This is a genomic window from Streptomyces sp. NPDC088732 (assembly GCF_044751205.1).
Lineage (GTDB): Bacteria > Actinomycetota > Actinomycetes > Streptomycetales > Streptomycetaceae > Actinacidiphila.
Genome location: NZ_JBIVLI010000029.1, coordinates 24,977 through 48,025 on the forward strand (window position 1 = coordinate 24,977; position 23,049 = coordinate 48,025).

Below are 23,049 nucleotides of genomic sequence, written 5' to 3' on the forward strand. Positions count from 1 at the left end.
GGTTCCGGTACGCAGGTGACGCATGTGCTCGGTGGGACGGGCGGGTGCGGCGGTGGCGGCGGCCGTCCCGCAGGGATCCGGGCGGCGCAGAATGGGGGCATGGCAGGGGAGGAGCGGGCACGGCACTGGCGGCATCCGGGACTGCCGGACGTCGACCTGCTGCGGGCGCGCTATGTGCGCAAGACGTTCGTGCGGCACACGCACGAGTCGTTCGTGATCGCGGGCATCACCGGAGGCGTGGAGGCCTTCCACCACCACGGCAGGGTCGAGCGGGCCGGCCCCGGCGCGCTGGCTCTGATCAATCCGGGGGAGGTGCACACCGGCCACGCGGGCGTGCCGGAGGGATGGGCGTACAGCGTGATCTATCCCGGGGCGGACGTGGTGGCCGCCGTGGCCGCCGAGACGACGGCGATCCGGGGCTCCGCCCGCTTCGCGACGTCGGTGGCCGACGACCCGCAGTCGGTGCGCCTGGTCACGGAGGTGCTGCGGGCGGCCGAGGCCCACAACGCCCTCGCGGCCGACACCATGATGCGCCGGGTGATCGCCCGCCTCCTGCGGGACCACGGCGGCACCATGGCGGCGCGGGAGCCGCTGACGGCCGGGGCACGCAACGCCCAGCGTGCCCGCGAGCTCCTGGAGGCACGGCTGGCCGATCCGCCGCCCCTGGCCGAGCTCGCGGCGGCCCTGGACACGAGCCCCTTCTCCCTGCTGCGTGCCTTCCGCGAGCTGTACGGGATGCCGCCGCACACCTGGCTGACCGACGCACGGGTGCGCCGGGCCCGCCGTCTCCTGGACGCCGGCACGGCCCCGGCGGAGGCCGCGGTGGCCGTCGGCTTCACCGACCAGCCGCACCTCAACCGGCACTTCACCCGCATCGTCGGCGTCCCGCCCGGCGCCTACCGGCGCGAGCGCAATAACGTACAAGACGGCCCCCAGGGCGCCGCCTAACGTCGGACGGGTGACCGCAGCACCCATGGACGCCGAGAACACCCAGAACACCCAGAACACCGAGAACATCCAGAACACCGCGCCCGAACGGGCGCGCCCCGCACGCCCGCGTGCCGCCGTCGTCCGCGACGCCCTGGGGGTGGGCGTCGCGGTGGGGCTGTCCGGATTCGCCTTCGGCGTGACCTCGGCGGGAGCCGGGCTGAGCCTGCTCCAGACGTGCGCGCTCAGCCTGCTGGTCTTCACGGGCGCCTCGCAGTTCGCGCTCGTCGGCGCCCTGGGCGCCGGCAGCGGTGCCTACGCGGCGGCCGCGGGTGCGCTTTTCCTCGGTGTGCGCAACGCCTTCTACGGGCTGCGGCTGTCCGGACTGCTCGGGCTCCCGCGCGCACTGCGCCCGTTCGCGGCGCAGTGGGTGATCGACGAGACCTCGGCAGTGGCGCTCGCGCAGCCCGACCGGGCGAGCGCCCGCCTCGGATTCACCGTCACCGGCGCCGCCTTGTACGCGTTGTGGAACCTGACCACCTTCGGGGGCGCCATGGGCGCCGCCGCGCTCGGCGACCCCGCCGACTGGGGTCTGGACGCGGCCGGTCCCGCCGTCTTCCTGGCGCTGCTCGCGCCCATGCTGCGGGGCCGCCGCGAGCGTGCCACGGCCGCCGTCGCCGTCCTTCTCGCCCTGGCCTGCCTGCCGTTGCTGCCGGCCGGGGTTCCCGTCCTGGTCGCGGCGCTCGCCGCGCCCCTCGTCCTGGCCGCCACCCGCCGCAAGGAGAACGACCGTTGAGTACCTGGCTCGCCGTCGCGGCCACCGCCCTCGGCTGCTACGCGATGAAACTGCTCGGCCTGTCCGTCCCGGCCGGATTCCTCGAACGGCCCCTGGTGCGGCGGCTGGCCGCGCTGCTCCCCATCGCGTTGCTGGCGGCGCTGACGGCACTGCAGACCTTCGGTCAGGGCCGCACCCTGGTGCTGGACGCGCGGGGGGCCGGACTGGCCGCGGCCGCCGTGGCGTTGCTGCTGCGCGCGCCGTTCCTCGTGGTCGTGGCGGTGGCGGTCGTCGTGACGGGATCGCTGCGGGCCGTCACCGGATGACGGGTTAGTGTGACCCGTCGAACCGTTGCGGAAGTGGGGGTGGGGACGATGGCGGCCGACGCCCTGCCGGTCCTCTCCGACGCGGCCCGCGCTCTCGCCGCGCGCTGCGAGTCCAAGGCGGGCGATCTCGCCCGCCGGATCACCGAGGCCGGACCGACCGGCCCTCCCGCGCCCGCGGAGCTCGCACCCGAGGCGAAGGACCCCCGCATCGCGGCGGCCGCACGGCACGGGCTGCGCTGGCTGATCCGGCGCGCCGTGCGGGGCGACCGCGGCGACACACGCCTGCTGCGGGAACGCGCCGCCCAGCACGCCGACGACGGGCTGCCGCTCCACCTCCTGCTCCGCGGCCATCTGCACGGCACGCACGCCCTGTGGCGGTCGCTGCGCGCCGCCGCGCGCCCCGGCGAGGAGGACGCGCTGATCGAGCTGGCGGGCTTCCTCCTGGCCGCCCAGGAGTACCTGGTCGGGGCGGTGTCGGAGACGTACGTCGACGAACGGGCCGCCCTCGCCGCGGAGGAGCGCGAACGCGACCGCTCCCTGGTGCGGGCGCTGCTCGACGGCTCGCTCCCCGCCGACCGCTTCCCCGCGGCCCGGCTCGGGCTGGCGGACGGCGCCCTGGTGCTGGCATTGCGGCTGCCGCCCGGCGACGGCCCGGTGCGCGCCCCCTTGGCGGTGCGGCGGGAACTGCGCCGTGTGCAGGCCGCGCTCGACCGCACGTACGGCACGGACGTGCCCGCCGTGCTGGACACCGGCGGCGGCCACGCGGTCGTGCCCGGCCACGCCGTGCCGCACGGCACCGACGAGGACCTTCTGGCGCGGCTGAGGCACGCCTGCTCCCCGGAGATACGGGTGGCAGCGGTCCCCGCCGCCGATCCTGGCGCCATCGCCGGAGCGGCCCGTACGGCCTCCGAGATCCTGCGGGTGGCACGGGCCGGCGGACTCGCCGCGGGACTGCACCGTCTCGACGACGTGCTGCTCGAGTACCACCTCGCGCACCGCGACGGCAGCGGCGAGCGGATCGCCGCGCTGCTCGACCCGATCACCGGGCGACCGGACCTGGTGGAGACCCTGCGCACGTACCTGGGCAGCCGGCAGGAGCGCCGCAGCACGGCCCGGCAGCTGGGACTGCACCCCAACACCGTCGACAACCGGCTGGCCCGCATCACCGAACTCACGGGCCTGGACCTCGCCACGCCCCACGGCACGGCCCTGGCGCTGGCCGCGCTCCTGCTGCGCGACGCCGCCGCGGCCGGCTGAAGGGGCCGCGGACCCTTCAGCCGTCCAGGGACCGGCCGTAGGCCCGCAGCGTGCGCAGCGCGTCGACGGTGACCACCGGCCGTGACTCCAGCGCCGTCCCGGGTGCCCACGCGTGCCACCGGACCGGCCAGCCGCCGTCCTCCTGCTGCTGAGCCGCGAGGAAGTCCAGGGCCGCGTCCGTCTCGGCGTCCGAGAACCACTGGCGGGCGAGGGAGTCGGGGCCGGTCGCGTAGTCGTACGCGAAGTGGTGCTCGCCGGGCGCGTAGCCGGACGGTACGGGCACGTCCCCCGCGCGCCGCGGGTCGAGCACGACGAGGCGCTGCTCGCGCACCAGGCGACCGATCCTTGCGGCAGCCTCCCGGGCCCGCATCCGGTCCGGCGCGTTGTCCAGGAACGCCAGGGCTGCCACGACCTCGTACGGATGGGTCTTGTCCAGCGCGTCGACCGCCTCCCAGCAGAAGTCCGTCGCCCGGAACAACCAGGCGTGCCACACCCCGTTGCGGTGCAGCGTCCCGACCACCGGCGCCGTGGTGAGCAGGTCGCCCGGCGGGTCGTCCACCACCGGAAGCCAGGGGGCGGCGGGATAGCCGCGCACGGAGGGGTGCACGGCCGGCAGCGCGCCCTCCGCGGTGGAGACGGCGGTCAGGTAGCGGCAGATCCGCTCGGCGCGCTGGCTGCCGCACCTGCCGATCTCGTCGAGCACGCGAAGGGCGCGGGCGACGTGCAGCGGCTGGCTGACCGGACCGCGCAGGTCCGGCTCCAGCGCGTGCCCAAAACCCTCGTCGTCGTTGCGGTACGCGGTCAGCGCGGCCTCCACCGCGTCCGCCGCCCCGTTCCTGAAGTGGTACGCGAACCTGCGCTGCTCGAGCACGCGTGCGGTCAGCCACACGAAGTACTCGGCGCGCTCTAGCGGGGTTGCTGGCATGTGCGCACAGTAGGACTCCGTGCGCTCTCTGCATACGGCTGCGCCCTTGGAGCACCCTGCCGTGCGACCACGCGCCCCCTGGCGCGGGACACCTGGTGCCGGAGGTTGACGTTCCGTACGAATCGCGCGGTTAATGTGCCCCGGAAACGGCGGAGACGGGAGTCGCAATGGGGGATCCACTGCTGTGGAGGGCGGGTTCGGGAGATCTGGCGACGTGGCTCGGGGGCGTGCAGCGGCTGCTCCTCGGCGAAGCGGTGGCGGGCTACACCGTGCGGAGCGGGCCGGTCTTCCCCGACTACGGTGACGTGATCCACCAGGCCGCGGACACCGGCGACCTGGCGCGGTTCCTCGCCGGGCGGGGCGTGGAAGCCCTGCGGGCCACCACCCGCCGCGGCGCGCGGCAGGACGAGCCGGCCGTCGAGTACCTGGTCGAGGGCCGCACGGGCGCCGGCGCACTGCGGGTCACACCCTCCGGGGAACGCGCCGGAAGCGTGCGCCTGCACGCGCCGGTGACCTCCCCCGCGGCCCTCGCCGACTGGCTGCACCGGCTGTCCCCGCTGCTCCCCGTCCCCGTGCCGCGCCGGTCGTGGTCCGCGACGCCCCTCGCGGAACCGCTCGCCGTCACCCTCCACCACCGCGCCGGGACGGTCCTCGTCGCCCTGGAGAGCCTCGACACCGGGCCGGGGACGGGCGGCGTCCGCCCGTCCGACGACCGGCTGCTGGTCACCTCCCGCCCGCGGGCCCTCGCCGAGGACACCGCCCTGCTCGCCTCGCCCGCCGCCCTGGAGCGCCGACGGGTCGGCACGGGCGGCGACCTCGGGCAATGGCTTGCCGCACTCGACGGTGCGACGCCCGCCCCGACCGGCCGCGCGGCGCGCGCCGCGCTTCCCAGGACCGGCATGCGGGCCCAGGTGTGGCGGATCGAGCACGGCACCCCGCTGCTCATGATCGGCCGCGCCGGCGGCCCCGAGGTGATGGCCCGCGGCCCCGTGGACACCTTGCAGGCATGGTCCCGTCCGCTGCTCTCGCCGGCCGTCCACGGCCGTGCGGCCGCCCCGACACGGCGCCGTCTCGCCGCGTGGCTGCGCGCCGTGGAGGAGGCCGTCTTCGGCGGCCCCGCCGCCTGGAGCTTCGGCGACGCGCCCGCCCCCGTGGGCACCGACGACCTCGCCGTGTCGCTCTCCCGGGCCGCCGACCCGCGCGCCCCCGGCGTCGACCGGCTCGCCCCCGGCAGCGTCACGCTCAGGGGTGCCGTCACCGCCGCCGGGCCCGTCGGCGTCACCGGCCGTCCCGCCCCCTGAGCCACCATCACCCGCCCCGGTGGCGTGCGCCCGGTGGCACCCGGGGGTTTGAATGGGAGGGAAGTCCAGGAAAGCGGGCGCATGGGTGAGCACCCACCACACCGATCTCCGCAATCTCCGAGCGCTGCCCGACGGCGGCGGCGCCGTGCTCGTGGTCGACGCGCACGGCAGCATCGTCATGTGCAGCGAGGCGGTGCGCGAACTCCTCGGCCTGACACCCGGGGACCTGTGCGGCCGCCCGGTCGCCGACCTGCTCGCCGACGCCGGCATGTGGCCCCTGAAGGGGATGCACGGCGACCTGGAGCTGCGCCGCAGGGACGGCACGACGGTCATGATGTGCCTGGAGGCGCTGCCCATGATGGCGCCCGGCGGCGAGGGACTCGTCGTGCACATGACGCCCCTGCAGCTCGCCCTTCGCCGCCAGGAGGACGAAGCGCTGGTCAGGGCCCTGTTCCGGCAGCAGCGGGTGGGGCTGGCGATCCACAGCATGGACCTGACCACGACCCGCCTCAATCTCTCCTCGCACCACCTCGGCACGGCGGAGGTGGGGGCGGAGGGCGACACGGACCCGGCGTCGGCGTACGGCCGCTGCGTCGAGGAGACACTGATCCCGGCGGACGCCGAGGCGGTCCTCGCACAACTCCAGCGGGTGGCGGAGACGGGCGAGCCGATGGTCGACTGGGTGCACAGTGCCCGGCTGCGGAGCGAGCCCGGGCGGGAGCGGGCCCAGTCCTTCTCCGCGTTCCGGCTGCATTCCGCCACCGGGCGTGCCATCGGTGTCGCGGTGGTCTTCACCGACGTCACCCAGGAGCACGCGGCACGTGAGCGCATCTCGCTGCTCCAGGCCGCCGCCGAGGGCATCGGCCGCAGCCTGGCCGTTCCCACCGTCGCCCGGGAGCTCGCGGACGTCCTGGTGCAGCGGGGGTTCGCCTGTATGGCGGCCGTGGACCTCACCGAGGGCGTGCTGCTGGGGCAGGAACCCGGTGAGGCGGGGCCGGATACGGCCTTCCAGCGGGTCGCCGTCGCCTCCTCCGACGGGGAATGGCCCCCGGAGATCCACCCGTCGGGCGCCACCTTCGAGATGCCCGGCCTGGCGGAGGAGCAGGTGCGCCGGGGCACGGGCGGGCTCCGGCCGCGCCTGGACCAGTGGCGGGCCGGTCCGGTCCTCGACTCCGACGAGGCCCAGGTGCTGCTGCCGGACGCCGCCGAGTCGTTCCTCCTGGTGCCGCTCAGCGCCCGCGGCCTGGTGCTCGGCACCTTGATGCTGTGGCGCACCGCGGCCGTCGCCCCCTTCGGCGAGGACGACGCCGCCCTTGCCGAGGAGATCGCGTCACGGGCCGCCCTCGGGCTGGACAACGCCCGCCGCTACACCCGCGAGCACCGCACCGTCGAGGCGCTGCAGCGCAGCCTGCTGCCGCCCGCCGTCACCGAGACCCGGGCGGCGCGGACCGCCGGCAGCTACGTCCCGGCCGGCAGCACCGAAGGGGTCGGCGGCGCCTGGTTCGACGTCATCCCGCTGTCCTCGTCGCGGCTGGCGTTCGTCATCGGCGGTGTGACCGGCCACGGACTCAACGCGGCCGCCACCATGGGGCGGCTGCGCACCGCCGTGCAGACGCTCGGCGACCTCGACCTGCCCCCCGGCGAACTCCTCGCCCATCTGGACGACCTGGTGGTCCGGCTCGGCGACGTGGAACCGCCGCCCGGGGACGCACCCGGGGACGCCCTGCCCACCGCGACCGGGGCGACCTGCCTCTACTGCGTGTACGACCCGTTGGCGGGGCGCTGCGAGATGGCCAGCGCAGGGCACCCGCCGCCGGTCTTCGCCGCCCCCGGCGTCCCCGCCGAGGTCGTCGACGTCAAACCCGGGCCGCCGCTGGGCGTGGACAGCCTGCCCTTCGAGCCGGTGGGCTTCGACATCCCGCCCGGCAGCATGCTCGCCTTCTACAACCTGCCGCTGCTGTCGCAGCCCGACGGCACCCCGGCGGAGCGCCTGGCCCGCATGCGCGCGGTACTCGCCGCCGACGCGTCGGAGGGCACCACGCCCACCCGCACCGGCCGCACCCTCCTGCGCGACCTGCTCCCCGGGCCGCCCGACGACGACGTGACCCTGCTGGTGGCCCGCATGCGGCCGCTGCCCCCCGACGCCGTGGCCACCTGGCGGTTCCCCGCCGACCCCGCGGTGGTCGCCGAGGCCCGCACCGCGGTGGAGGCGCAACTGGAGCGCTGGAACCTGACGCACCTCGCGTTCCCCACCGAGTTGATCACGAGCGAACTCGTCACCAACGCCATCCGCTACGGCGGCGCCCCCGTGGGCCTGCGCCTGATCCGCGACGAGAACCTGGTGTGCGAGGTCTCCGACGCCAGCCAGACCCAGCCGCGGCTGCGCCGGGCGCGCCTTTCCGACGAAGGAGGGCGCGGCCTGTTCCTGATCGCGCAGCTCTCCAGCCGCTGGGGGAGCCGCTACACGGACACCGGCAAGACGATCTGGGCGGAGCAGCCCCTGGGGGACGCCGGGCGGTGACCGCGGCGTTCACTATTGCGGGTGAAACGTGCGGACCCGCGCCCTGGGTGCCCCCGGTTCGGCGCTGCCGGGAGGTTCCCTCGTAGCAGGAACACGAGGGGGTCCCCATGCGGCCTGTCGCCGGTACCCGCCGCCCCACGCGGCGCGGCATGCGGTGCGCGGCGCTCCTGTTCGCCCTGTTCGCCCTCCTGCACACCGCTTTCACGCCCGCCGGGGCCCATGCCGCCGACATCGGGACCGGCCGCTGCGCCGCGCCCGCGTGCGCTCCCCTCCAGCCGCTGGCCGCCCCGGCCGACAACGGGCACCACGGGGGAGGCCCGGACTCCTGCCACATCGCCGCGCCGCACCTGCGGTACGGGCACGCCGTGCGCGACCTCGCGGCCGCCGTGACGCACGACGACGGTGCCCCGGCCGCCGTGCCGGACGACGGCGCCCGCTGCGCCGCTGCCGCCGCCCAACCGCCGAACGCCCCCTCGGCGCCTCCCGTTCCGCGCTGCTGACAGGGCCGGGGCCGTCCGCCCCCGCGCGGGGACGCGTCCCGTCCCCGGTCCGCCCGGCCTTCCTGGGCTCGGCACCCCCTGTCCGCGTTCCGCAATGAAGGTGTACGCCATGCCTCCTGCCGTCCCGTCCGTCACGCGCGTCCTGCGCACCGATGTCACCGCGTCGCTCGTCGTCTTCCTCGTCGCCCTGCCGCTCTGCGTGGGCGTCGCCGTCGCCTCCGGCGTCCCCGCGGAGCTGGGGCTGGTCACCGGCATCGTCGGCGGCCTGGTGACCGGCCTGCTGCCCGGCAGCAGCCTCCAGGTCAGCGGGCCGGCCGCGGGCCTCACGGTGATCGTCCACGAGGCCGTACGGGAGCACGGCGCGGCCGCGCTCGGCGTGGTCGTCCTCGCCACCGGTGTGCTGCAACTCGCCCTGGGCGCGGCCGGTCTCGGCCGCTGGTTCCGGGCCATCTCGGTGTCGGTGGTGGAGGGCATGCTCGGCGGCATCGGCCTGGTGATCATCCTCGGGCAGCTGTACGCGATGGCCGACCATGGGGCACCCGCCTCCGGGCCCGGCAAACTGGCCGGTCTGCCCGGCCTTATCGCGCACGCGGCGACCGAACCGCGGGCCCTGTCGGCCCTGGCCGTCGGGGTGGGGACGATCGCGGTCATCGTGCTGTGGCAGCGGCTGCCGGCCAGGGCCAGGGTGGTGCCCGGGGCGCTCGTGGCGGTCGCCTGCGCCACGGCGGCCGCGGCGCTGCTGCACCTGCCGCTGAAGACCGTCCAGGTGCGGGGCCTGGCCGACGCGCTGCGGCTGCCCGGCGCGGACGCCCTCGGCGTGCTCGCCTCGCCCGCCGTGCTCGGCACCGTCGTGGCGTTCACGCTGATCGCCTCCGCGGAGAGCCTGTTCAGCGCGGCGGCGGTGGACCGGCTGCACGACGGCCCGCGCACCCGCTACAACAAGGAACTCGTGGCCCAGGGCGCGGGCAACACCGTGTGCGGGCTGCTGGGGGCGCTCCCCATGACCGCCGTCATCGTGCGCAGCTCCGCCAATGTGCACGCCGGGGCCCGCACGAAGGCGTCCCGCGTCCTGCACGGGGTGTGGCTGCTGCTGTTCGCCGCGCTCCTGCCGGCCGTCCTGGAGTACATCCCGCTCGCCGCCCTGGCAGGTGTCCTGGTGCACGCCGGCGTCAAGCTGCTGCCGGTCGCCCCCTTGCGGGCGCTGTGGTCCGCGCACCGGGGCGAGGCCGTCGTCCTGGCGGTGACCGCCACGGCCATCGTGACGGTCAACATGTTCGAGGGCGTGCTCATCGGGCTGGGGCTCGCGGTCGCCAAGACGGCCTGGGAGATCTCGCGGGTGCACGTGGCCGTCACCGACCACGGCCAGGGCGCCATCACGGTGCGGCTGAGCGGGAACGCGACCTTCCTGCGCCTGCCGAAGATGCTCGACGTCCTGGAGGCCCTGCCCGCGCACCGGCCCGTCGAGCTGGACCTGACGGGGCTGCGGCACCAGGACCACGCCAGCGGCGTCGCCCTGCGCTCCTGGGCGGAGACCCGTACCGCCCCCGGGACGGCCGCCGTACGGCCGGCACCCGCCCTGTGACCCGGGCCGTGCGGCTCAGGCGAACGGCGGCGGTGCGTTTGCCGATGCCACGGCACCGGCGGAGCGTTGCCGTACACACCCCGCGGCGCGTGGCCGCGACGCGGTGGCGAGGGAATGGGAAGGGAAGGGGCCGGCGATGAAGGACACCAGGGCCCGGCGCATCGCGGAGTTCATCGAGCCGCTGCGTGTGGCGCCCGGGTCGAAGGTGGACCTCGCCGAGGACTTCGACCCCCGCTACAAGGCCCACCTGACCAAGCCGGAGGGCGTGGAACTGCTCAAGGCGGGCGTGGCACTGCTCGCCGAGTACCAGGCGCGGCTGGCCGCCCAGGACACCTACGGCGTGCTGCTGTGCCTCCAGGCCCTGGACGCCGGGGGCAAGGACGGGACGATCCGCCACGTCATGAGCGGCGTCAACCCGCAGGGGGTGAAGGTCAGCAGCTTCAAGGTGCCCTCCGCCGAAGAGCTGGACCACGACTACCTGTGGCGCTACGCCCGCAGGCTGCCGGCCCGCGGGGACATCGCGATCTTCAACCGCTCGCACTATGAAGAGGTCCTCGTCGTACGCGTGCACCAGGAGGTCCTCGACCGCCAGCGGCTCCCTGGCGCCCCGCACGGCAAGGCGCTGTGGAAGCGCCGCTACCGGGAGATCAACGACTGGGAGCGGTACCTCACCGACAACGGCTTCAAGGTGGTCAAGGTCTTCCTGAACCTCTCCAAGGAGGAGCAGCGCGCCCGATTCCTCAAGCGGATCGACCTGCCGGAGAAGAACTGGAAGTTCTCCGCGGCGGACGTCCGCGAACGGCGCCACTGGGATGCCTACCAGGAGGCGTTCTCCGAGATGCTGTCGGCCACGAGCACCACGTGGGCGCCCTGGTACGTCGTCCCGGCGGACCGCAAGTGGTTCGCGCGGATCTGCGCGGCCGCCGTGCTGGCGCACATGCTGGTGGAGATCGACCCCCGGTACCCCACGGTCGGCGCCGAGGCCCGCGAGGAACTCCTCACCGCCAGACGGGAACTCGAAGCCGAAGCCCCCGAGGGCGCCCCCGCAGACCCGTACGCGGCGGGCCACCCGCGCGACGGGCACGGCTCGTGACCGGCTGATCGGAGGCAGGAGATGACGGAGGAGCCCCTTCCCGCGCCACCAGGTCCCGATGCCCCGGACGACTGGTACGCGCGTGCTCCCGAGGACGTCGCAGCGCTCCTCGGGGTGGACCCGGCGGCCGGCCTGTCAGCGGCACGGGCCGCCGAACTGCTCCTCGCGCACGGCCCGAACGCACTGCCCGAGGAGAAGCCCCCGCCGGCCTGGCGCCGGTTCCTCGACCAGTACCGCAGCTACATGCAGATCATCCTGGTGGTCGCGGCGGTGGTCTCGTTCCTGATCCAGCAGTGGAGCACCGGCATCCTGCTCGTACTCCTCACCCTGCTGAACGCGGTCGTCGGACTGCGCCAGGAGGGCAAGGCCGAGAGCGCGATGAACGCGCTGAAGTCCATGATGAAGGTGACGGCACGGGTCCGGCGCGGGGGCGCGGAGTCGGAGGTGCCGGCCGAAGAGCTCGTGCCCGGCGACGTGGTGCTCGTCGCCGCCGGCGACCAGGTCCCCGCCGACGGGCGCCTTGTCGAGGCGCACGCGCTGCAGATCGACGAGTCGGCGCTCACCGGCGAGAGCGTCCCCGCGGTCAAGGACGCCGGCACACTGCCGCGCGGCACGAGGCGCCCGGGGCCCGGCGACCTGCCGAACTCGGCGTTCATGAACACGACCGTCACGCACGGCAGCGGGGTGCTGCTCGTCACCGGGACGGGCGCGGACACCGAACTGGGCAAGATCTCCGGGATGCTGTCGGCCACCGCCAAGGAGCAGTCGCCGCTCACCCGGGAGCTGAACAACCTCACGCTGTGGATCGCCGCCGCGGCCGGCCTGACGATGATCGTGATGTTCGCGCTCGGCCGGACCCGCGGCCAGGCCTGGGACACGCTGTTCGTCAGCGCGGTCTCGCTGGCCATCGCCGCCATTCCCGAGGCACTGCCGACGGTGACCCAGGTGATCCTCTCCGTCGGCAGCCTCAACCTGGCCCGGCGCAGCGCGATCGTCAAGGAGCTGCCGTCGGTGGAGACGCTGGGCTTCACCTCGGCGATCAACTCCGACAAGACCGGCACCCTGACGCTGAACCAGATGACCGCCGTGGAGGTGGTCACCCCCACCGACCGGTACACCGTCTCGGGCACCGGCTACGCACTGGAGGGCCGGATCCACCACGCCGCGGGCTCCTCCGCGGGCATCGAGGACGCGATCCTGCCCTACCTGGTCGCCAGTGACGCCGGGCTGGTGGACGGCGAGGTCGTGGGCGACCCCACGGAGGGCGCGCTGCTCGTCCTCGGGCACAAGGCGGGTCTGGACATCGACGGGACCCGTGCCCGGCTGCCCCGGATCGCCACACTGCCCTTCGACCCCGACTACAAGCTGATGGCCACCTTCCACACGGCGGCCGACGCGTCCGGCCGCCCGGTCGTCCGCTGCTTCGTGAAGGGCGCCGCGCCCGCGGTCACGTCCCGCGCCGCCACCGCGCTCTCGGCGGGAGAGGGCATCCCCTGGGACGCGGAACTGCAAAGGCGCGCCCAGGAGCAGATCGAGCGCATGGGCAGTGAGGGACGCCGGGTGATGGCCGCGGCCACACGCGATCTGGACCCCGCGGACTTCGACCCGGACGGCGACCTGCTCGCCCTCGTCACCGGCCTGCGCATGACCAGCCTCGTGGCCATGGTGGACCCGCCTCGTGAGGAGTCGCGGACCGCGGTCGCCGAGGCGCAGAAGGCGCACATCCGCGTCCGCATGGTGACCGGTGACGACGTGACCACCGGCGCGGCCATCGCCCGGCAACTCGGCATCCCGGGCGAGGCGATCCTCGGCGCGGACTTCGCGGCGCTTCCCGAGAGCGAGCAACTCGCCCGCATCGACGGGATCGGAGTGGTGGGGCGTGTCGCTCCCGAGCACAAGGTGCTGCTCGCCGACACGCTCAAGAAGAAGGGCGAGGTCGTAGCGATGACCGGCGACGGCGTCAACGACGCGCCCGCCATCAAGGCGGCCGACATCGGCATCGCCATGGGCAGCGGCACGGACGTGGCGAAGAATGCCGGCCGCATGATCCTGTCCGACGACAACTTCGCCACGATCGTCCACGCCGTGGCCGAGGGCAGGAAGCTCTACGACAACCTCACCAAGTACATCCGCTTCGTCCTCCTGCTGCTGGTGGCCTTCGTCCTGACCTTCCTGGGCGCCACGGTGCTCAACATTGCCGCCGGCGAGCCGTTCAGCCCGGCACAGGTCCTGTGGGTGCACTTCGTCGTCAACGCGCCGTTCGGCTTCGCCCTGGGCTTCGACAGGGAGAGCCCGGGACTGATGAGGCGCATGCCGCGTCCCCGCGGGGAGTCCGTGCTGACCCGGCCGGTCCTGGTCACGGTCGGGCTCGGTGGACTGGCCCTGACCGTCCTCCTGCTCGCGCTCATCAAGGTGGGCGAAGCCCGTTTCGGCAGCGCCGGGACCGGCAATGCGATGGCGTTCACCGCCTTCGCGCTCTGCCTGATCGTGGCCGCCTTCGAATGCCGCAGCGAGACGGAATCGGTCCTGACGACGTCCACCTTCGACAGCAAGCAGATGAACCGGGCGGCGCTGTGCGAGTTCGTCCTCGCCGTGCTGGTGACCCAGGTGGACGGATTCCGTTCCGTGCTCGGCACGACCCGGATCGATCTGCGCCAGTTCGGCTGGGCGCTCCTCGCTGCCGTCGTCCTCCTGCTGCTGTGGGAGGCGGGCAAGCTCCTCGCGCGCAGGACGCGTTCGCGCGCGGGCACGGTCGCGGTGCCCGATCCCGGGCGCGTGGCCGCGTAGGGCGGCTTCCGCCGCGCCGGGGCCGCCTCAGTAGTGCCGGAGGGTCTTGGCGCGCTCCAGGGCGGTGCGTACCGCGGCCGACAGCGTCTCGATGTCGTACGCGCCGTAGTGGCGGCGGCCGTTGATGAAGAACGTGGGCGTCCCGGAGACGTTGCTGAGGTCGGCGGACTCGGCGTCCTCCGCGACCCGCAGCGCGACGGGGCGGGCGTCCAGGTCGCGGCGGAAGCGTTCCATGTCGAGCTCGATGGCGGTCGCGAGCCGGTCCAGGCCCGGGCCGTCCAGGGACTGGGGGTGGGCGAAGATCTGGTCGTGCATCTCCCAGAAGCGCTTCTGGACCGCGGCGGCCTCCGCGGCGCGGGCGGCCATCACGGCGTTGGGGTGCACATCGGAGAGCGGCAGATGGCGCCAGACGTACCGGACGTCGCCGAAGTCCGCGAGCAGGTCGCGGATGACCGGCTCCGCCTCCCCGCAGTAGGGGCATTCGAAGTCGCCGTACTCGACGACGGTGACCATGGCGTCGTGGGGACCGCGGATGTGGTCCCGGTCGGGGTCCACGGGCTCGGCCAGGTCCTCCAGTTGCTGCGCCCTGCCGAGCAGCGCCCGGCGCCGCAGGGCCCGGGGCAGCCGGGCCAGTACGAGCGTGACGAGCCAGGTGAGGACGAAGGCCAGCAGGACGGCGCAGAGGATGCCGATCTTGGCCTCGGCCAGTTGCTGCCCCTCGAAGGCCCGGTTGGCGATGAGCAGCGCAATGGTGAAGCCGATGCCCGAGACGGCCCCGCCGACCGTCACCGAGCCCCAGCCGACGGGCGGGCGCAGCCGCCCCCGGCTCAGCCAGGTCGTCAGCGCGGAGCCGCCCACCATGCCGAGCGGTTTGCCGATCACATAGGCGGCGATGATGCCCAAGGTGATGGTGGAGGTGAACGCGGCCGACAACTGGGAGGCGTTCACGGTGATGCCCGCGTTGGCCAGGGCGAACACCGGCACGATCACATAGCTGGTCCAGGGGTGGAACAACTGCTGCAGCCGCGCGTTCAGCGACACCGACCTCGCCAGGCCGCGGCGCGCGGAGCGTTCCAGGCTCGGCGTCGGCTGCTCCCGGAACTGCAGGTAGAGCCGGCTCGCCCGGCGCAGGTCCTCGCCGCGGGCCGGGTAGTCGCACGCCATGAGGCCCAGCGCCAGGCCCGTCACGACCGGGTCCACACCCGACTCCAGCAGGGCGAACCAGACGGCGACGCCGGTCAGTGCGTACGCGGCGCCGCGCCACTCGCCGCAGACGCGCACCACGTAATTGGCGATCCAGATGCCCGCGGCGAAGAGGCCGATCGCGGCGAACAGCGCCGGCCAGGACACCCCGGTGGTGTAGGCGACCGCGATGACGGCGAGCGCGACGAAGTCGTCGACGACGGAGGTCGTCAGCACGAAGGCCCGTGTCGCGACCGGCAGCCGCCGCCCCACGAGGGCGTACATCCCCAGCGCGAACGCGGTGTCCGTGGAGATCACGGTGCCCCAGCCGCCCGCGCCGCCCGTGCCGTGGGTGAAGGCGAGGTAGATGGCGAGCGGCACGAGCATCCCGGCCAGCCCCGCCGCCGTCGGCAGGGTGATCCGCATACGGTCGCGGAACTCGCCGAGGTCGAACTCGCGCCGGGCCTCCAGGCCCACGATGAAGAAGAACAGCGTCATCAGGCCGCTGTTGATCCACTCGCGCAGGTCCAGGGAGACCTCGTTGGACCCCAGGGCCAGCGACAGATGGGTGTGCCAGACCGAGGCGTAGCTCCCGGGCGCGGCGTTCGCCCAGACCAGGGCGATGATCGTGGCGGCGAGCAGATAGGCCGCGCTCGCCGTCTCGGTCCGCAGGAACCGCAGCAGCGGCGCTGTCGTGCCGGCGCTGCGCGGCGTCTGCCCCGATGCCCGCAGGGACGAGAAGGCACTCACCCGGTCATCCTGGCACGTGCCGCCGGCGGCGGCCCGTCCTTCCGGCGAGGACGGCCTCCGGTTGTGCTCGCCGGAAGGACGGGCCGTCCCCGAGCGCGGCCGGACGCCGGGGTTCAGCGGGACGCGTCGCGCAGCAGTTCCCCGATCGCCCCGAGCACGGCGTCGGGGCGTTCCTCGTGGAGCCATCCGTGCCCGGCGGCGTCGAGGACGCGGTGGGTGCCGCGCGGCACCGACGCGGCGATCCGCGCGTGCAGTCCGAGCTTGGCGGCGTTCATCTCCCGCACCGTCCCCTCGGACCACAACTGCGCCTGGGTGGGGTCGACGCCCATGGCCGAGAGGACCGTCAGCGGCACGTCGGGCAGCTCCCGCGCCTGCCGGAGCTCGTCGGCGACCACGGTGTGCAGATTGCCGTCCTCCTCCCAGCCGGTGCGCCACGACACGAGGTGGTACTCGGCGAGGGCTTCCCGGACGTCCGGCGGCCAGGCGGCGAAGTGGCGCCCGAGCACCTCGCGGGAGCGGTCGATCTGTTCCTGCGTCGCCTCCGGGAGATCCGCCTTCTTCATCAGCTCCAGCTTCTCCCGGACTTCGGGCGGCGCCTGGGCGTACATGTCCTCGTGGAACGGGTCCAGCAGGAGCAGGCCGGCGGTGTCGGAGGGGAAGCGGTGCGCGAAGTGGCGTGCGTACGCGGCCCCGAGGGAGTGGCCCACCAGCAGGTAGGGGCCCGGGACGCCCGCCGTGCGCAGCAGGTCGCGCAGTTCGGCGGTGACGTCGGACGCCGTGCGGGGCAGTGCGGCCGGGGCGCTCCATCCCGTGCCCCCGCGGTCGTAGAGGACGCAGGTGGTGAACGCGGCCACGCGGTCGTGGAGGTTCAGGTAGTCCAGGCCGATCATGCCCGCTCCGGCGAGCAGCACCACGGCCGGGCCGCCGGTGCCGGAGCGGTGCAGCAGGAGCCGGCGCCCCGCGACGTCGTGGAACTCTCCGCGTGGCGGCTGCCGGTCGGCGGCGGGCCCGGTGCCGTCCGCGGCTCCCGGGCCGGCCGTTGTCCCGTGCGGTCGTTGTGTCATGCGGGCTGACTCCCTCCCCAACGTTCTCAACTTTGAGAAAGGTATCGGACATGAGATCGTGCGTCCATGGAACCGGTCGACCTGCTCCTGCACCCGGTGCGGCTCCGCATCGTGCACGCCCTGTCGGGCGGCCGGACCCTCACCACGACACAGTTGTGCGGCCTTCTCCCGGACGTCTCCAAGGCGACCGTCTACCGGCACGTCGGCCTCCTGGCCGACGGCGGCCTGCTGGAGGTCGAGGGCGAGCAGCGGGTGCGCGGCGCCGTCGAGCGCCGCTACCGGCTGCACCGCGCCCGCGCCACGGTCGACGCCAGGACGGCCGCGTCCGTCGGCCGTGACGACCACCGGCGGATCTTCGCGGTGGCCATGGCCACCCTCCTCGCCGAGTTCAACGCCTACCTCGACCGCGACGGCGCCGACCCGGCCGCCGACGCCGTGGGCTACCGCCAGCACGCCGTCTGGCTCAGCGAGGACGAACGCGCGGCGATGATCGACGAGTTGCGCGCCGTCCTCCTCCCGCGGCTGGCACAGGGCCCGGCGCCGGACCGGACCCGGCACCTGATCAGCCCGGTCCTGTTCCCCGCCGAGGAACCGCCCGGGCGCCAGGACCGCTGACGGACGTACGGCCCTGGACCAGGGCCTCCGCGGCCGGCGCGGCGGCGGGGGCGGGCAGGTCGTCGCCGTACTGGACGGCGATCAGCGCGATGTCGTCGTCGAGCTCCATGGGGGCGCCGCCCCCGACGTGGTGGGACAGGCCGTCCAGCACGTGCCGGAGCAGGTCCTCCGGCTGGGAGCCCGGCCAGGCGGCGACGTGCGCCCCGAGGTCGTAGAACTGGCCGTCGGAGTTGCGGGCCTCGATCGCGCCGTCGGTGTAGAGCAGCAGCGTCGCCCGGCGCGAGAAGGGGAACGTGTCCACCGCGTAGTCGCCGGCGCTCAGACTGCCCAGGCCCAGCGGCGGGGACGGCGACCTGGGCGCCAGCAGCAGGGTGTCCGCCCCGTGCGCCAGGTACGGCGGTGGATGGCCGCAGTTGACCGCCCGGACCGTGTCGCCCTGGTCCGGCACCTCCAGCAGCAGGGCCGTGATGAAGCGCTCCACGGCGTCGGCGTCCGTCAGACCCGCCTCCTCGAAGTGGCCGCGCACGCTGAACTCCAGCTCGGCGATCAGCTCCGGCAGCGACCGCGTCCTGCGGGCGCCGGCGCGGAACGCGCCCAGCAGCGCCTCCGCGTCCTCCACCGCGGGCAGGCCCTTGCCCCTGACGTCGCCGATGAGGATGCGCACCCCGGCCGCGCATCTGGAGACCGCGTACAGGTCGCCGCCGATCTGCGCGTGCGGATGCGAGGCGTGGTACGTGGCGCGGATCCGCAGATGCCCCACGTGCGGCGGCAGCGGCCGCAGCAGCACCCGCTGAATGGTGTCGGAGACGATCCGCACCTCGGTCAGCTCGCGCACACTGCGGTCGCGGATGCTGCGCGAGGCGATGACGAACGCGGAGATCAGCCCGATCTCCGCCAGGTGGACGACGGGGATCGAGGTGCCCAGGAGGTCGTCGTGGGCGTCCAGCACGAAGGCGGCGACGCACGACAGGGCGGCGATCACCGCGGTCAGCCGCGGCCCCGCCAGCGCCGCCGTCGTCGCGGGGACGACGGCCATCAGCGAGGCGAGGTGCTGCGTGGTCGGCACGACGAAACCGGCGATGAGGATGCCGGCGATCATCACCAGTGCCACGACGAGCGGTCCCGGGCCCTGCGCCATCATCATCCGCCAGGACCACGCACTCGGCGCGCCCGGAGAGGCGGTTCCCTGCGGCGGGTGCCACCGGAATCGGCGCCAGAAGGTGCTGCTCATCGCGGTCCCATGGCGTCAGAGGACCCGCAGCCCCGCTTCTCGGGCCGGCAGCCGCGCGCCGGCGGTTGGCTGTCGCATATGTCGAATGTACGCCCGACCGCTCCCCGGCCGTCGGAACGATCAGGACGGGCCGCGGCCCGGAGCCCGACGGCGGCCGATCCCGGCGCTGTCAGCGGGGCGTGCCAGGGTGTGGCCATGGTGGCGATCACGGTGCACACGGAGGACGGTCGGCGGCACGTCCGGCCGTCGGCGGCGGAGTTGGCGGGACTCGTCCGGCGGATCGGGCAGAAGGGCGACCGGTTCCTGGTCCTCCAGCGGGTGCCCGACCTTCCCGAAGTCTTTGCCCAGGTCTGGCACGAGGCCGGAGGCGCATACGTACTGGAGCACCGGGACGGGGCCTTCGACCGGCACTTCCACGCGACCCTGGACGCTCCGGAGCCCGTGATCGCCGCACTCACCGGCTGGGCGTCCGGGGAGCCGGGCTGGGCGGAGGGCGCGGACTGGGCGCCGCTGGACCTCGGCCCGGCACCCGAGCCCGTACCCGAGCCGGATCTGAGCCGGCAGGACCGGGAGGTCCTGGAGGCACACGTCCGCGAGCTGCTGATCGGCGGTTTCGCCACGCGGGCCGAACTGGCGGAGACCGCGGAGGACCACCTCGTCTCGGGCGACGACCGTCCGGTCTCGCCCGAGCAGGCCCGGCAACTGGTCGACCGGATGTGGCGGGAACGGGTGGCAGAACAGGCCGGCTGGGACGGCGAGACCGACCCCGAGCGGCTGACCCGGGCCTTCGCGGTACTGGACGCGTCGGACGTCACCGCCCGCGAGAACTTCACCTGCTGCCATTCCTGCGGGCAGAGCGAGATCGGCGCGGCCGGGGCACCGGACGCCCGCGGCTTCGTCTACTCCCACAGCCAGTGCACCGGCTCCGCCGCGGCCGGGCGCGGGCTCACGCTGCTCTACGGCGGCTTCGACGGCTCCGAGGGGACGACGGCGGCCGTGGGCCGGGAGGTCGTGGCGGCGCTCACGGAAGCGGGGCTGTCCGTGGAGTGGGACGGGGACCCCGGGCGTGCGATCACCGTGACGCCCCTGGACTGGCGCCGGCGTCTCGTCGGCTAGCCGCGGAGCCACCGGACCGCGGCCGCGGCCCGTCGGCCGCCGGAGCAACGGTCAGCCGCGGCCCAGCATCCTGCGGAACCAGCCCGGGCGGCGCGGCGGCCGGGGCGGGACGACCACCACGCTGCCGCCGACGATGCGGCCGGTGACGACGATCCGGTGCAGGACCGGGCCGTCCTGCTGCTGCTCGCCCTTGCGGCGGCGTACGACGGAGCCGCCGCGGATCTCGACCCCGGCCGCGTCCACGTCGTGGCCCGCGGGGACGATCAGCCGCAGATTGCCGCCGCGGAGGGTCACATCGACCTCGGTGACCGGCTCGGTGACGGTGGCGGAGGTGAAGTCGAGGACCACATTGCCGCCGCGCACCTCGGCCTCCAGCCGCTTCGGCACCAGCCAGGCCCCCTCGCAGCGGAGGTTGCCACCCACCCGCCGGGTCCGCACGACGTCCTTCGCCTGCGGCTGCTGCGGCGGCTGCCGCACCAGGCCCTGACCGGGGAGGTCGGCGACGAGCGGGGCGAGGTCGGCGTAGGTGCGGGCCGTGTAGCAGGCCTCCAGCCGCTCCTCCAGTTCCTCCAGGCTCAGCCGGCCGTCCCCGGCGGCGACCCGCAGGACGTCGGATATCCGGTCGCGGTCCTCGTGCGAGGCCCGCTGCTCCAAGGGGCTCTTGGGTTCCCACGGGGTCGGATGGCTCATGACCGGCACCTTATGGCAGGACGCGCGGGTGGTGTGCGCGCGGCCGGTGGTCGCGGTCACCGGCGACCGGTCGTCAGCGCCAGGACGTGGACCGGGCCGGTGCCGGGCGCCCGTCGTCGCGTCCCGAGGAGCGGACCAAGGTGCCCTCCCGCGCGCGGTGCTCGTGCACGAGGCGGATCGCCATGGCGCCCTCCCCGGCGGCCGCGGCCACGCGTTTGACCGAGCCGCTGCGGACGTCCCCGGCGGCGAACACCCCGGGCAGGGTCGTCTCCAGCGGCAGCGGGCCGCGGCCGAGCGGTGCCCAGAGCTCGGGGTCGGCCGCCGCCTCGGCGGCGGGACCGGTGAGGACGAAGCCGTGCTCGTCCAGGCCGACCGCTCCGCGCAGCCACGCCGTGCGCGGGCGGACGCCGATGAGGACGAACAAGGCCCGCGCGGGGATCCGGCGGGGCACGCCGGTCACGGTGTGCTCCACCGTCACCGTCTCCAGCGCGTCCGTCCCGGAGACCGCGCGGACCTCGGTGTCGAGCAGCACCTCGATCCGCGGGTGGCGGCGTACCTGGTCCACCAGGTAGCGCGACATGTCCCGGCCGAGGTCGCGGCCGCGGACGACGAGGTGCACGCGGGGCGAGCACCCGGCGAGGAACAGCGCCGCCTGGCCCGCGCCGTCGCCGCCGCCGACGACGGCGACAGGGTCCGCCCCGCAGCGGCCCGCCTCGTGGGCCGTTGCGGCGTGGAAGACGCTGCCGCCCTCGAAACGCTCGATGCCGGGGACGTCGAGCCTGCGGTAGCGCACGCCCGGCGCCAGGACGACGGTTCCCGCGCGGCTGCGCGAGCCGTCGGCGAGGACGACCGCGCAGTGGTCGTCGCCGGCCTCCAGCGCGGTCGCCTCCGCGGGCACCGTCAGCCGCGCCCCGCACCCGCGTGCCTGGAGCGCGGCGCGCTCGACGAGTTCGCGCCCCGAGATGCCCGAGGGGAAGCCGAGTTGGTCCTCGATGCGGGAGGCGGTGCAGGCCTGGCCGCCGGTGGCCACCGCGTCGACGGTGACCGTCGTGAGCCCGTCGGACGCGCCGTGCACCGAGGCGGCGAGGCCCGCCGGGCCCGCGCCGATCACGACGAGGTCGAGGACGGCGGGCCGCCGGCCGGGTGCGGGCAGCCCGATGAGACGGGCGAGTTCGGCGGGGGCGGGGTTGCGCAGCACCTGCTGCCCCTCCCAGATGACCATCGGCGTCTGCTCGGGACGGATGCCGAACCGGCGCAGCAGCGCCTCCGCCTCCTCGTCCCTCTCGAGGTCGGTCCACCGGTGGGGCAGCCGGTTGCGCGCCGCGAACTCGCGCAGCCGCAGCGTCTGCGGCGAGTAGCGGGAGCCGAGGACGCGGAAGCCGCCGCCGGGCCCGACGAGCAGGGAGCGGCGCCCGAGGTGGGCCCGCAGCACCAGGTCGCCGAGGACCGGGTCGCGGGCCACCAGTTCGCGCTGGCGGGCGACCGGCACGGCGAGGATCTCGCCGGGCTCGCGGACCACGGCCGTCTCGAGCGCCGCATGCCCTTCGAGCAGGCCGAGTTCGCCGAGGAACCGGCCGGGGCCGTGCACGGCGACCGTCCGCTCGTCCGGTCCTCCGCGGTCGTGGAGGATCTCCACGGTGCCGCCGAGGATGGCGAGGAACTCGTGGAGGGGCTCGCCCTCGCGGAACAGCAGCTCGCCGTCCTGGGTCCGCCGGCGTTCGCCGTGCGCCGACAGTTCGCCGAGCTGTGCCTGCGTCAGCCGCGGGAAGGCGCCGTAGCGGTCGGGTGTCTCACGCGCGACCCGGCGCGCGTGGGTGGCCGGGGTGTCCATCAGACCGCGGCCGGGTCCGTCGGCGGGACCGGGTCCGGGGCCGGGCGCGGGTCCGGTTGCGTCACCATGACAGTGCTCCTTCCGCCGGCCGGGCGGCGTCAGCCGCGGTCCGCGATGTTCTCCTCCACCCATCGGCGCAGTTCGTGGTCGGGCGCCGCGCCCGCCCGCCGGGTGATCTCCTTCCCCTGGCCGACCAGGACCAGGGTGGGCACCGCCATCACCTGGAAGCGCTGCGCGAGCGCGGGCGCCCGGTCGATGTCGACCTTGACGAGCTTGATCCTTCCGGCGAGCTGCCGGGCGACCCGCTCCAGGGCGGGGCTCACCATGCGGCAGGGACCGCACCAGGTGGCCCACAGGTCCACCAGCACGACCGGGCCGGCCTTCGCCGCGATCTCTGCGATCTCCGCGAAGTCCTCGTCGCCCGCGTCGACGATCCACGGCAGCGCCGCGCCGCAGGCGCCGCAGCGGGGACGCCCCTGCGCCGCCGCCGGCACGCGGTTCGTGCGCCCGCACGTGCCGCAGGCGACGGTGGTGCTCCGGTTCACGGACGTCACGGACATCGTGTTCCCGCCTCCC

19 protein-coding genes are annotated in these 23,049 nt (G+C 74.5%); 12 read left to right on the plus strand and 7 right to left on the minus strand.

Going from position 1 to position 23,049, the window contains the following annotated elements:
• The first annotated feature begins 99 nt into the window (after positions 1 to 99).
• From ACIP9H_RS36065 to ACIP9H_RS36080, 4 genes are read left to right on the plus strand one after another with little or no spacing between them, the layout of a single operon-like run.
• Positions 100 to 948, plus strand: coding sequence for an AraC family ligand binding domain-containing protein (locus ACIP9H_RS36065; RefSeq protein ID WP_401963257.1), 849 nt, complete (start codon positions 100 to 102; stop codon positions 946 to 948).
• A 10-nt stretch (positions 949 to 958) separates the two neighbouring features.
• On the plus strand, positions 959 to 1,723 hold the full coding sequence (locus ACIP9H_RS36070) for an AzlC family ABC transporter permease (protein ID WP_401963259.1): 765 nt from the start codon (positions 959 to 961) through the stop codon (positions 1,721 to 1,723).
• Complete coding sequence (locus ACIP9H_RS36075; protein WP_401593168.1) at positions 1,720 to 2,028, plus strand: AzlD domain-containing protein; 309 nt, start codon at positions 1,720 to 1,722, stop codon at positions 2,026 to 2,028. Before ACIP9H_RS36070 ends, ACIP9H_RS36075 begins: the two co-directional genes overlap by 4 nt.
• A 48-nt stretch (positions 2,029 to 2,076) precedes the next feature.
• Entirely contained in the window at positions 2,077 to 3,285 is a 1,209-nt protein-coding gene (locus ACIP9H_RS36080) for a PucR family transcriptional regulator (protein ID WP_401963261.1), read from the plus strand.
• A gap of 16 nt (positions 3,286 to 3,301) precedes the next feature.
• On the opposite strand, the gene ACIP9H_RS36085 is transcribed toward ACIP9H_RS36080, so the two are convergent.
• A complete protein-coding gene (locus ACIP9H_RS36085; protein WP_401593172.1) occupies positions 3,302 to 4,210 on the minus strand; it encodes a hypothetical protein in 909 nt (302 codons plus the stop codon).
• A 167-nt stretch (positions 4,211 to 4,377) separates the two neighbouring features.
• Between ACIP9H_RS36085 and ACIP9H_RS36090 the strand changes: the two genes are divergently transcribed.
• From ACIP9H_RS36090 to ACIP9H_RS36115, 6 genes are all read left to right on the plus strand, one after another.
• Entirely contained in the window at positions 4,378 to 5,511 is a 1,134-nt protein-coding gene (locus tag ACIP9H_RS36090; RefSeq protein ID WP_401963262.1) for a hypothetical protein, read from the plus strand.
• A gap of 85 nt (positions 5,512 to 5,596) precedes the next feature.
• The gene (locus ACIP9H_RS36095) at positions 5,597 to 8,032 is read left to right on the plus strand and encodes a SpoIIE family protein phosphatase (RefSeq protein ID WP_401593176.1); all 2,436 of its coding nucleotides are present in this window, start codon (positions 5,597 to 5,599) and stop codon (positions 8,030 to 8,032) included.
• A gap of 107 nt (positions 8,033 to 8,139) precedes the next feature.
• Entirely contained in the window at positions 8,140 to 8,532 is a 393-nt protein-coding gene (locus tag ACIP9H_RS36100) for a hypothetical protein (protein WP_401593178.1), read from the plus strand.
• A 109-nt stretch (positions 8,533 to 8,641) separates the two neighbouring features.
• Complete coding sequence (locus tag ACIP9H_RS36105) at positions 8,642 to 10,114, plus strand: SulP family inorganic anion transporter (RefSeq protein WP_401593180.1); 1,473 nt, start codon at positions 8,642 to 8,644, stop codon at positions 10,112 to 10,114.
• Between the two features lie 136 nt (positions 10,115 to 10,250).
• Positions 10,251 to 11,207 (plus strand): polyphosphate kinase 2 family protein, encoded by a 957-nt coding sequence (locus tag ACIP9H_RS36110; protein ID WP_401593182.1) that lies wholly within the window; start codon positions 10,251 to 10,253, stop codon positions 11,205 to 11,207.
• A 21-nt stretch (positions 11,208 to 11,228) separates the two neighbouring features.
• Complete coding sequence (locus ACIP9H_RS36115; protein ID WP_401963265.1) at positions 11,229 to 13,994, plus strand: cation-translocating P-type ATPase; 2,766 nt, start codon at positions 11,229 to 11,231, stop codon at positions 13,992 to 13,994.
• A gap of 27 nt (positions 13,995 to 14,021) precedes the next feature.
• On the opposite strand, the gene ACIP9H_RS36120 is transcribed toward ACIP9H_RS36115, so the two are convergent.
• The gene (locus tag ACIP9H_RS36120) at positions 14,022 to 15,926 is read right to left on the minus strand and encodes a Na+/H+ antiporter NhaA (RefSeq protein WP_401593186.1); all 1,905 of its coding nucleotides are present in this window, start codon (positions 15,924 to 15,926) and stop codon (positions 14,022 to 14,024) included.
• 113 nt (positions 15,927 to 16,039) lie between these two features.
• Positions 16,040 to 16,990 (minus strand): alpha/beta fold hydrolase, encoded by a 951-nt coding sequence (locus tag ACIP9H_RS36125; protein ID WP_401593188.1) that lies wholly within the window; start codon positions 16,988 to 16,990, stop codon positions 16,040 to 16,042.
• A 66-nt stretch (positions 16,991 to 17,056) separates the two neighbouring features.
• Here ACIP9H_RS36125 and ACIP9H_RS36130 point away from each other — a divergent pair, with 66 nt between their 5' ends.
• On the plus strand, positions 17,057 to 17,605 hold the full coding sequence (locus ACIP9H_RS36130) for a helix-turn-helix domain-containing protein (protein WP_401593190.1): 549 nt from the start codon (positions 17,057 to 17,059) through the stop codon (positions 17,603 to 17,605).
• On the opposite strand, the gene ACIP9H_RS36135 is transcribed toward ACIP9H_RS36130, so the two are convergent.
• A complete protein-coding gene (locus tag ACIP9H_RS36135) occupies positions 17,553 to 18,836 on the minus strand; it encodes a PP2C family protein-serine/threonine phosphatase (RefSeq protein WP_401593192.1) in 1,284 nt (427 codons plus the stop codon). The two genes, ACIP9H_RS36130 and ACIP9H_RS36135, sit on opposite strands and share 53 nt — an antisense overlap.
• A gap of 195 nt (positions 18,837 to 19,031) precedes the next feature.
• Here ACIP9H_RS36135 and ACIP9H_RS36140 point away from each other — a divergent pair, with 195 nt between their 5' ends.
• Positions 19,032 to 19,952 carry a DUF6891 domain-containing protein gene (locus ACIP9H_RS36140; protein ID WP_401963268.1) on the plus strand — a complete coding sequence of 307 codons (921 nt, stop codon included), beginning with the start codon at positions 19,032 to 19,034 and terminating at the stop codon, positions 19,950 to 19,952.
• A gap of 51 nt (positions 19,953 to 20,003) precedes the next feature.
• Here ACIP9H_RS36140 and ACIP9H_RS36145 read toward each other — a convergent pair whose 3' ends face one another.
• The 3 genes from ACIP9H_RS36145 to trxA all read right to left on the minus strand — a co-directional run bounded on the left by ACIP9H_RS36145 (position 20,004) and on the right by trxA (position 23,033).
• Entirely contained in the window at positions 20,004 to 20,642 is a 639-nt protein-coding gene (locus ACIP9H_RS36145) for a DUF1707 domain-containing protein (protein ID WP_401593196.1), read from the minus strand.
• Between the two features lie 73 nt (positions 20,643 to 20,715).
• Entirely contained in the window at positions 20,716 to 22,473 is a 1,758-nt protein-coding gene (locus ACIP9H_RS36150) for an FAD-dependent oxidoreductase (protein ID WP_401963270.1), read from the minus strand.
• Positions 22,474 to 22,571: 98 nt separating this feature from the next.
• Positions 22,572 to 23,033 carry a thioredoxin gene (gene trxA, locus ACIP9H_RS36155; RefSeq protein ID WP_401963272.1) on the minus strand — a complete coding sequence of 154 codons (462 nt, stop codon included), beginning with the start codon at positions 23,031 to 23,033 and terminating at the stop codon, positions 22,572 to 22,574.
• Positions 23,034 to 23,049: the final 16 nt, after the last annotated feature.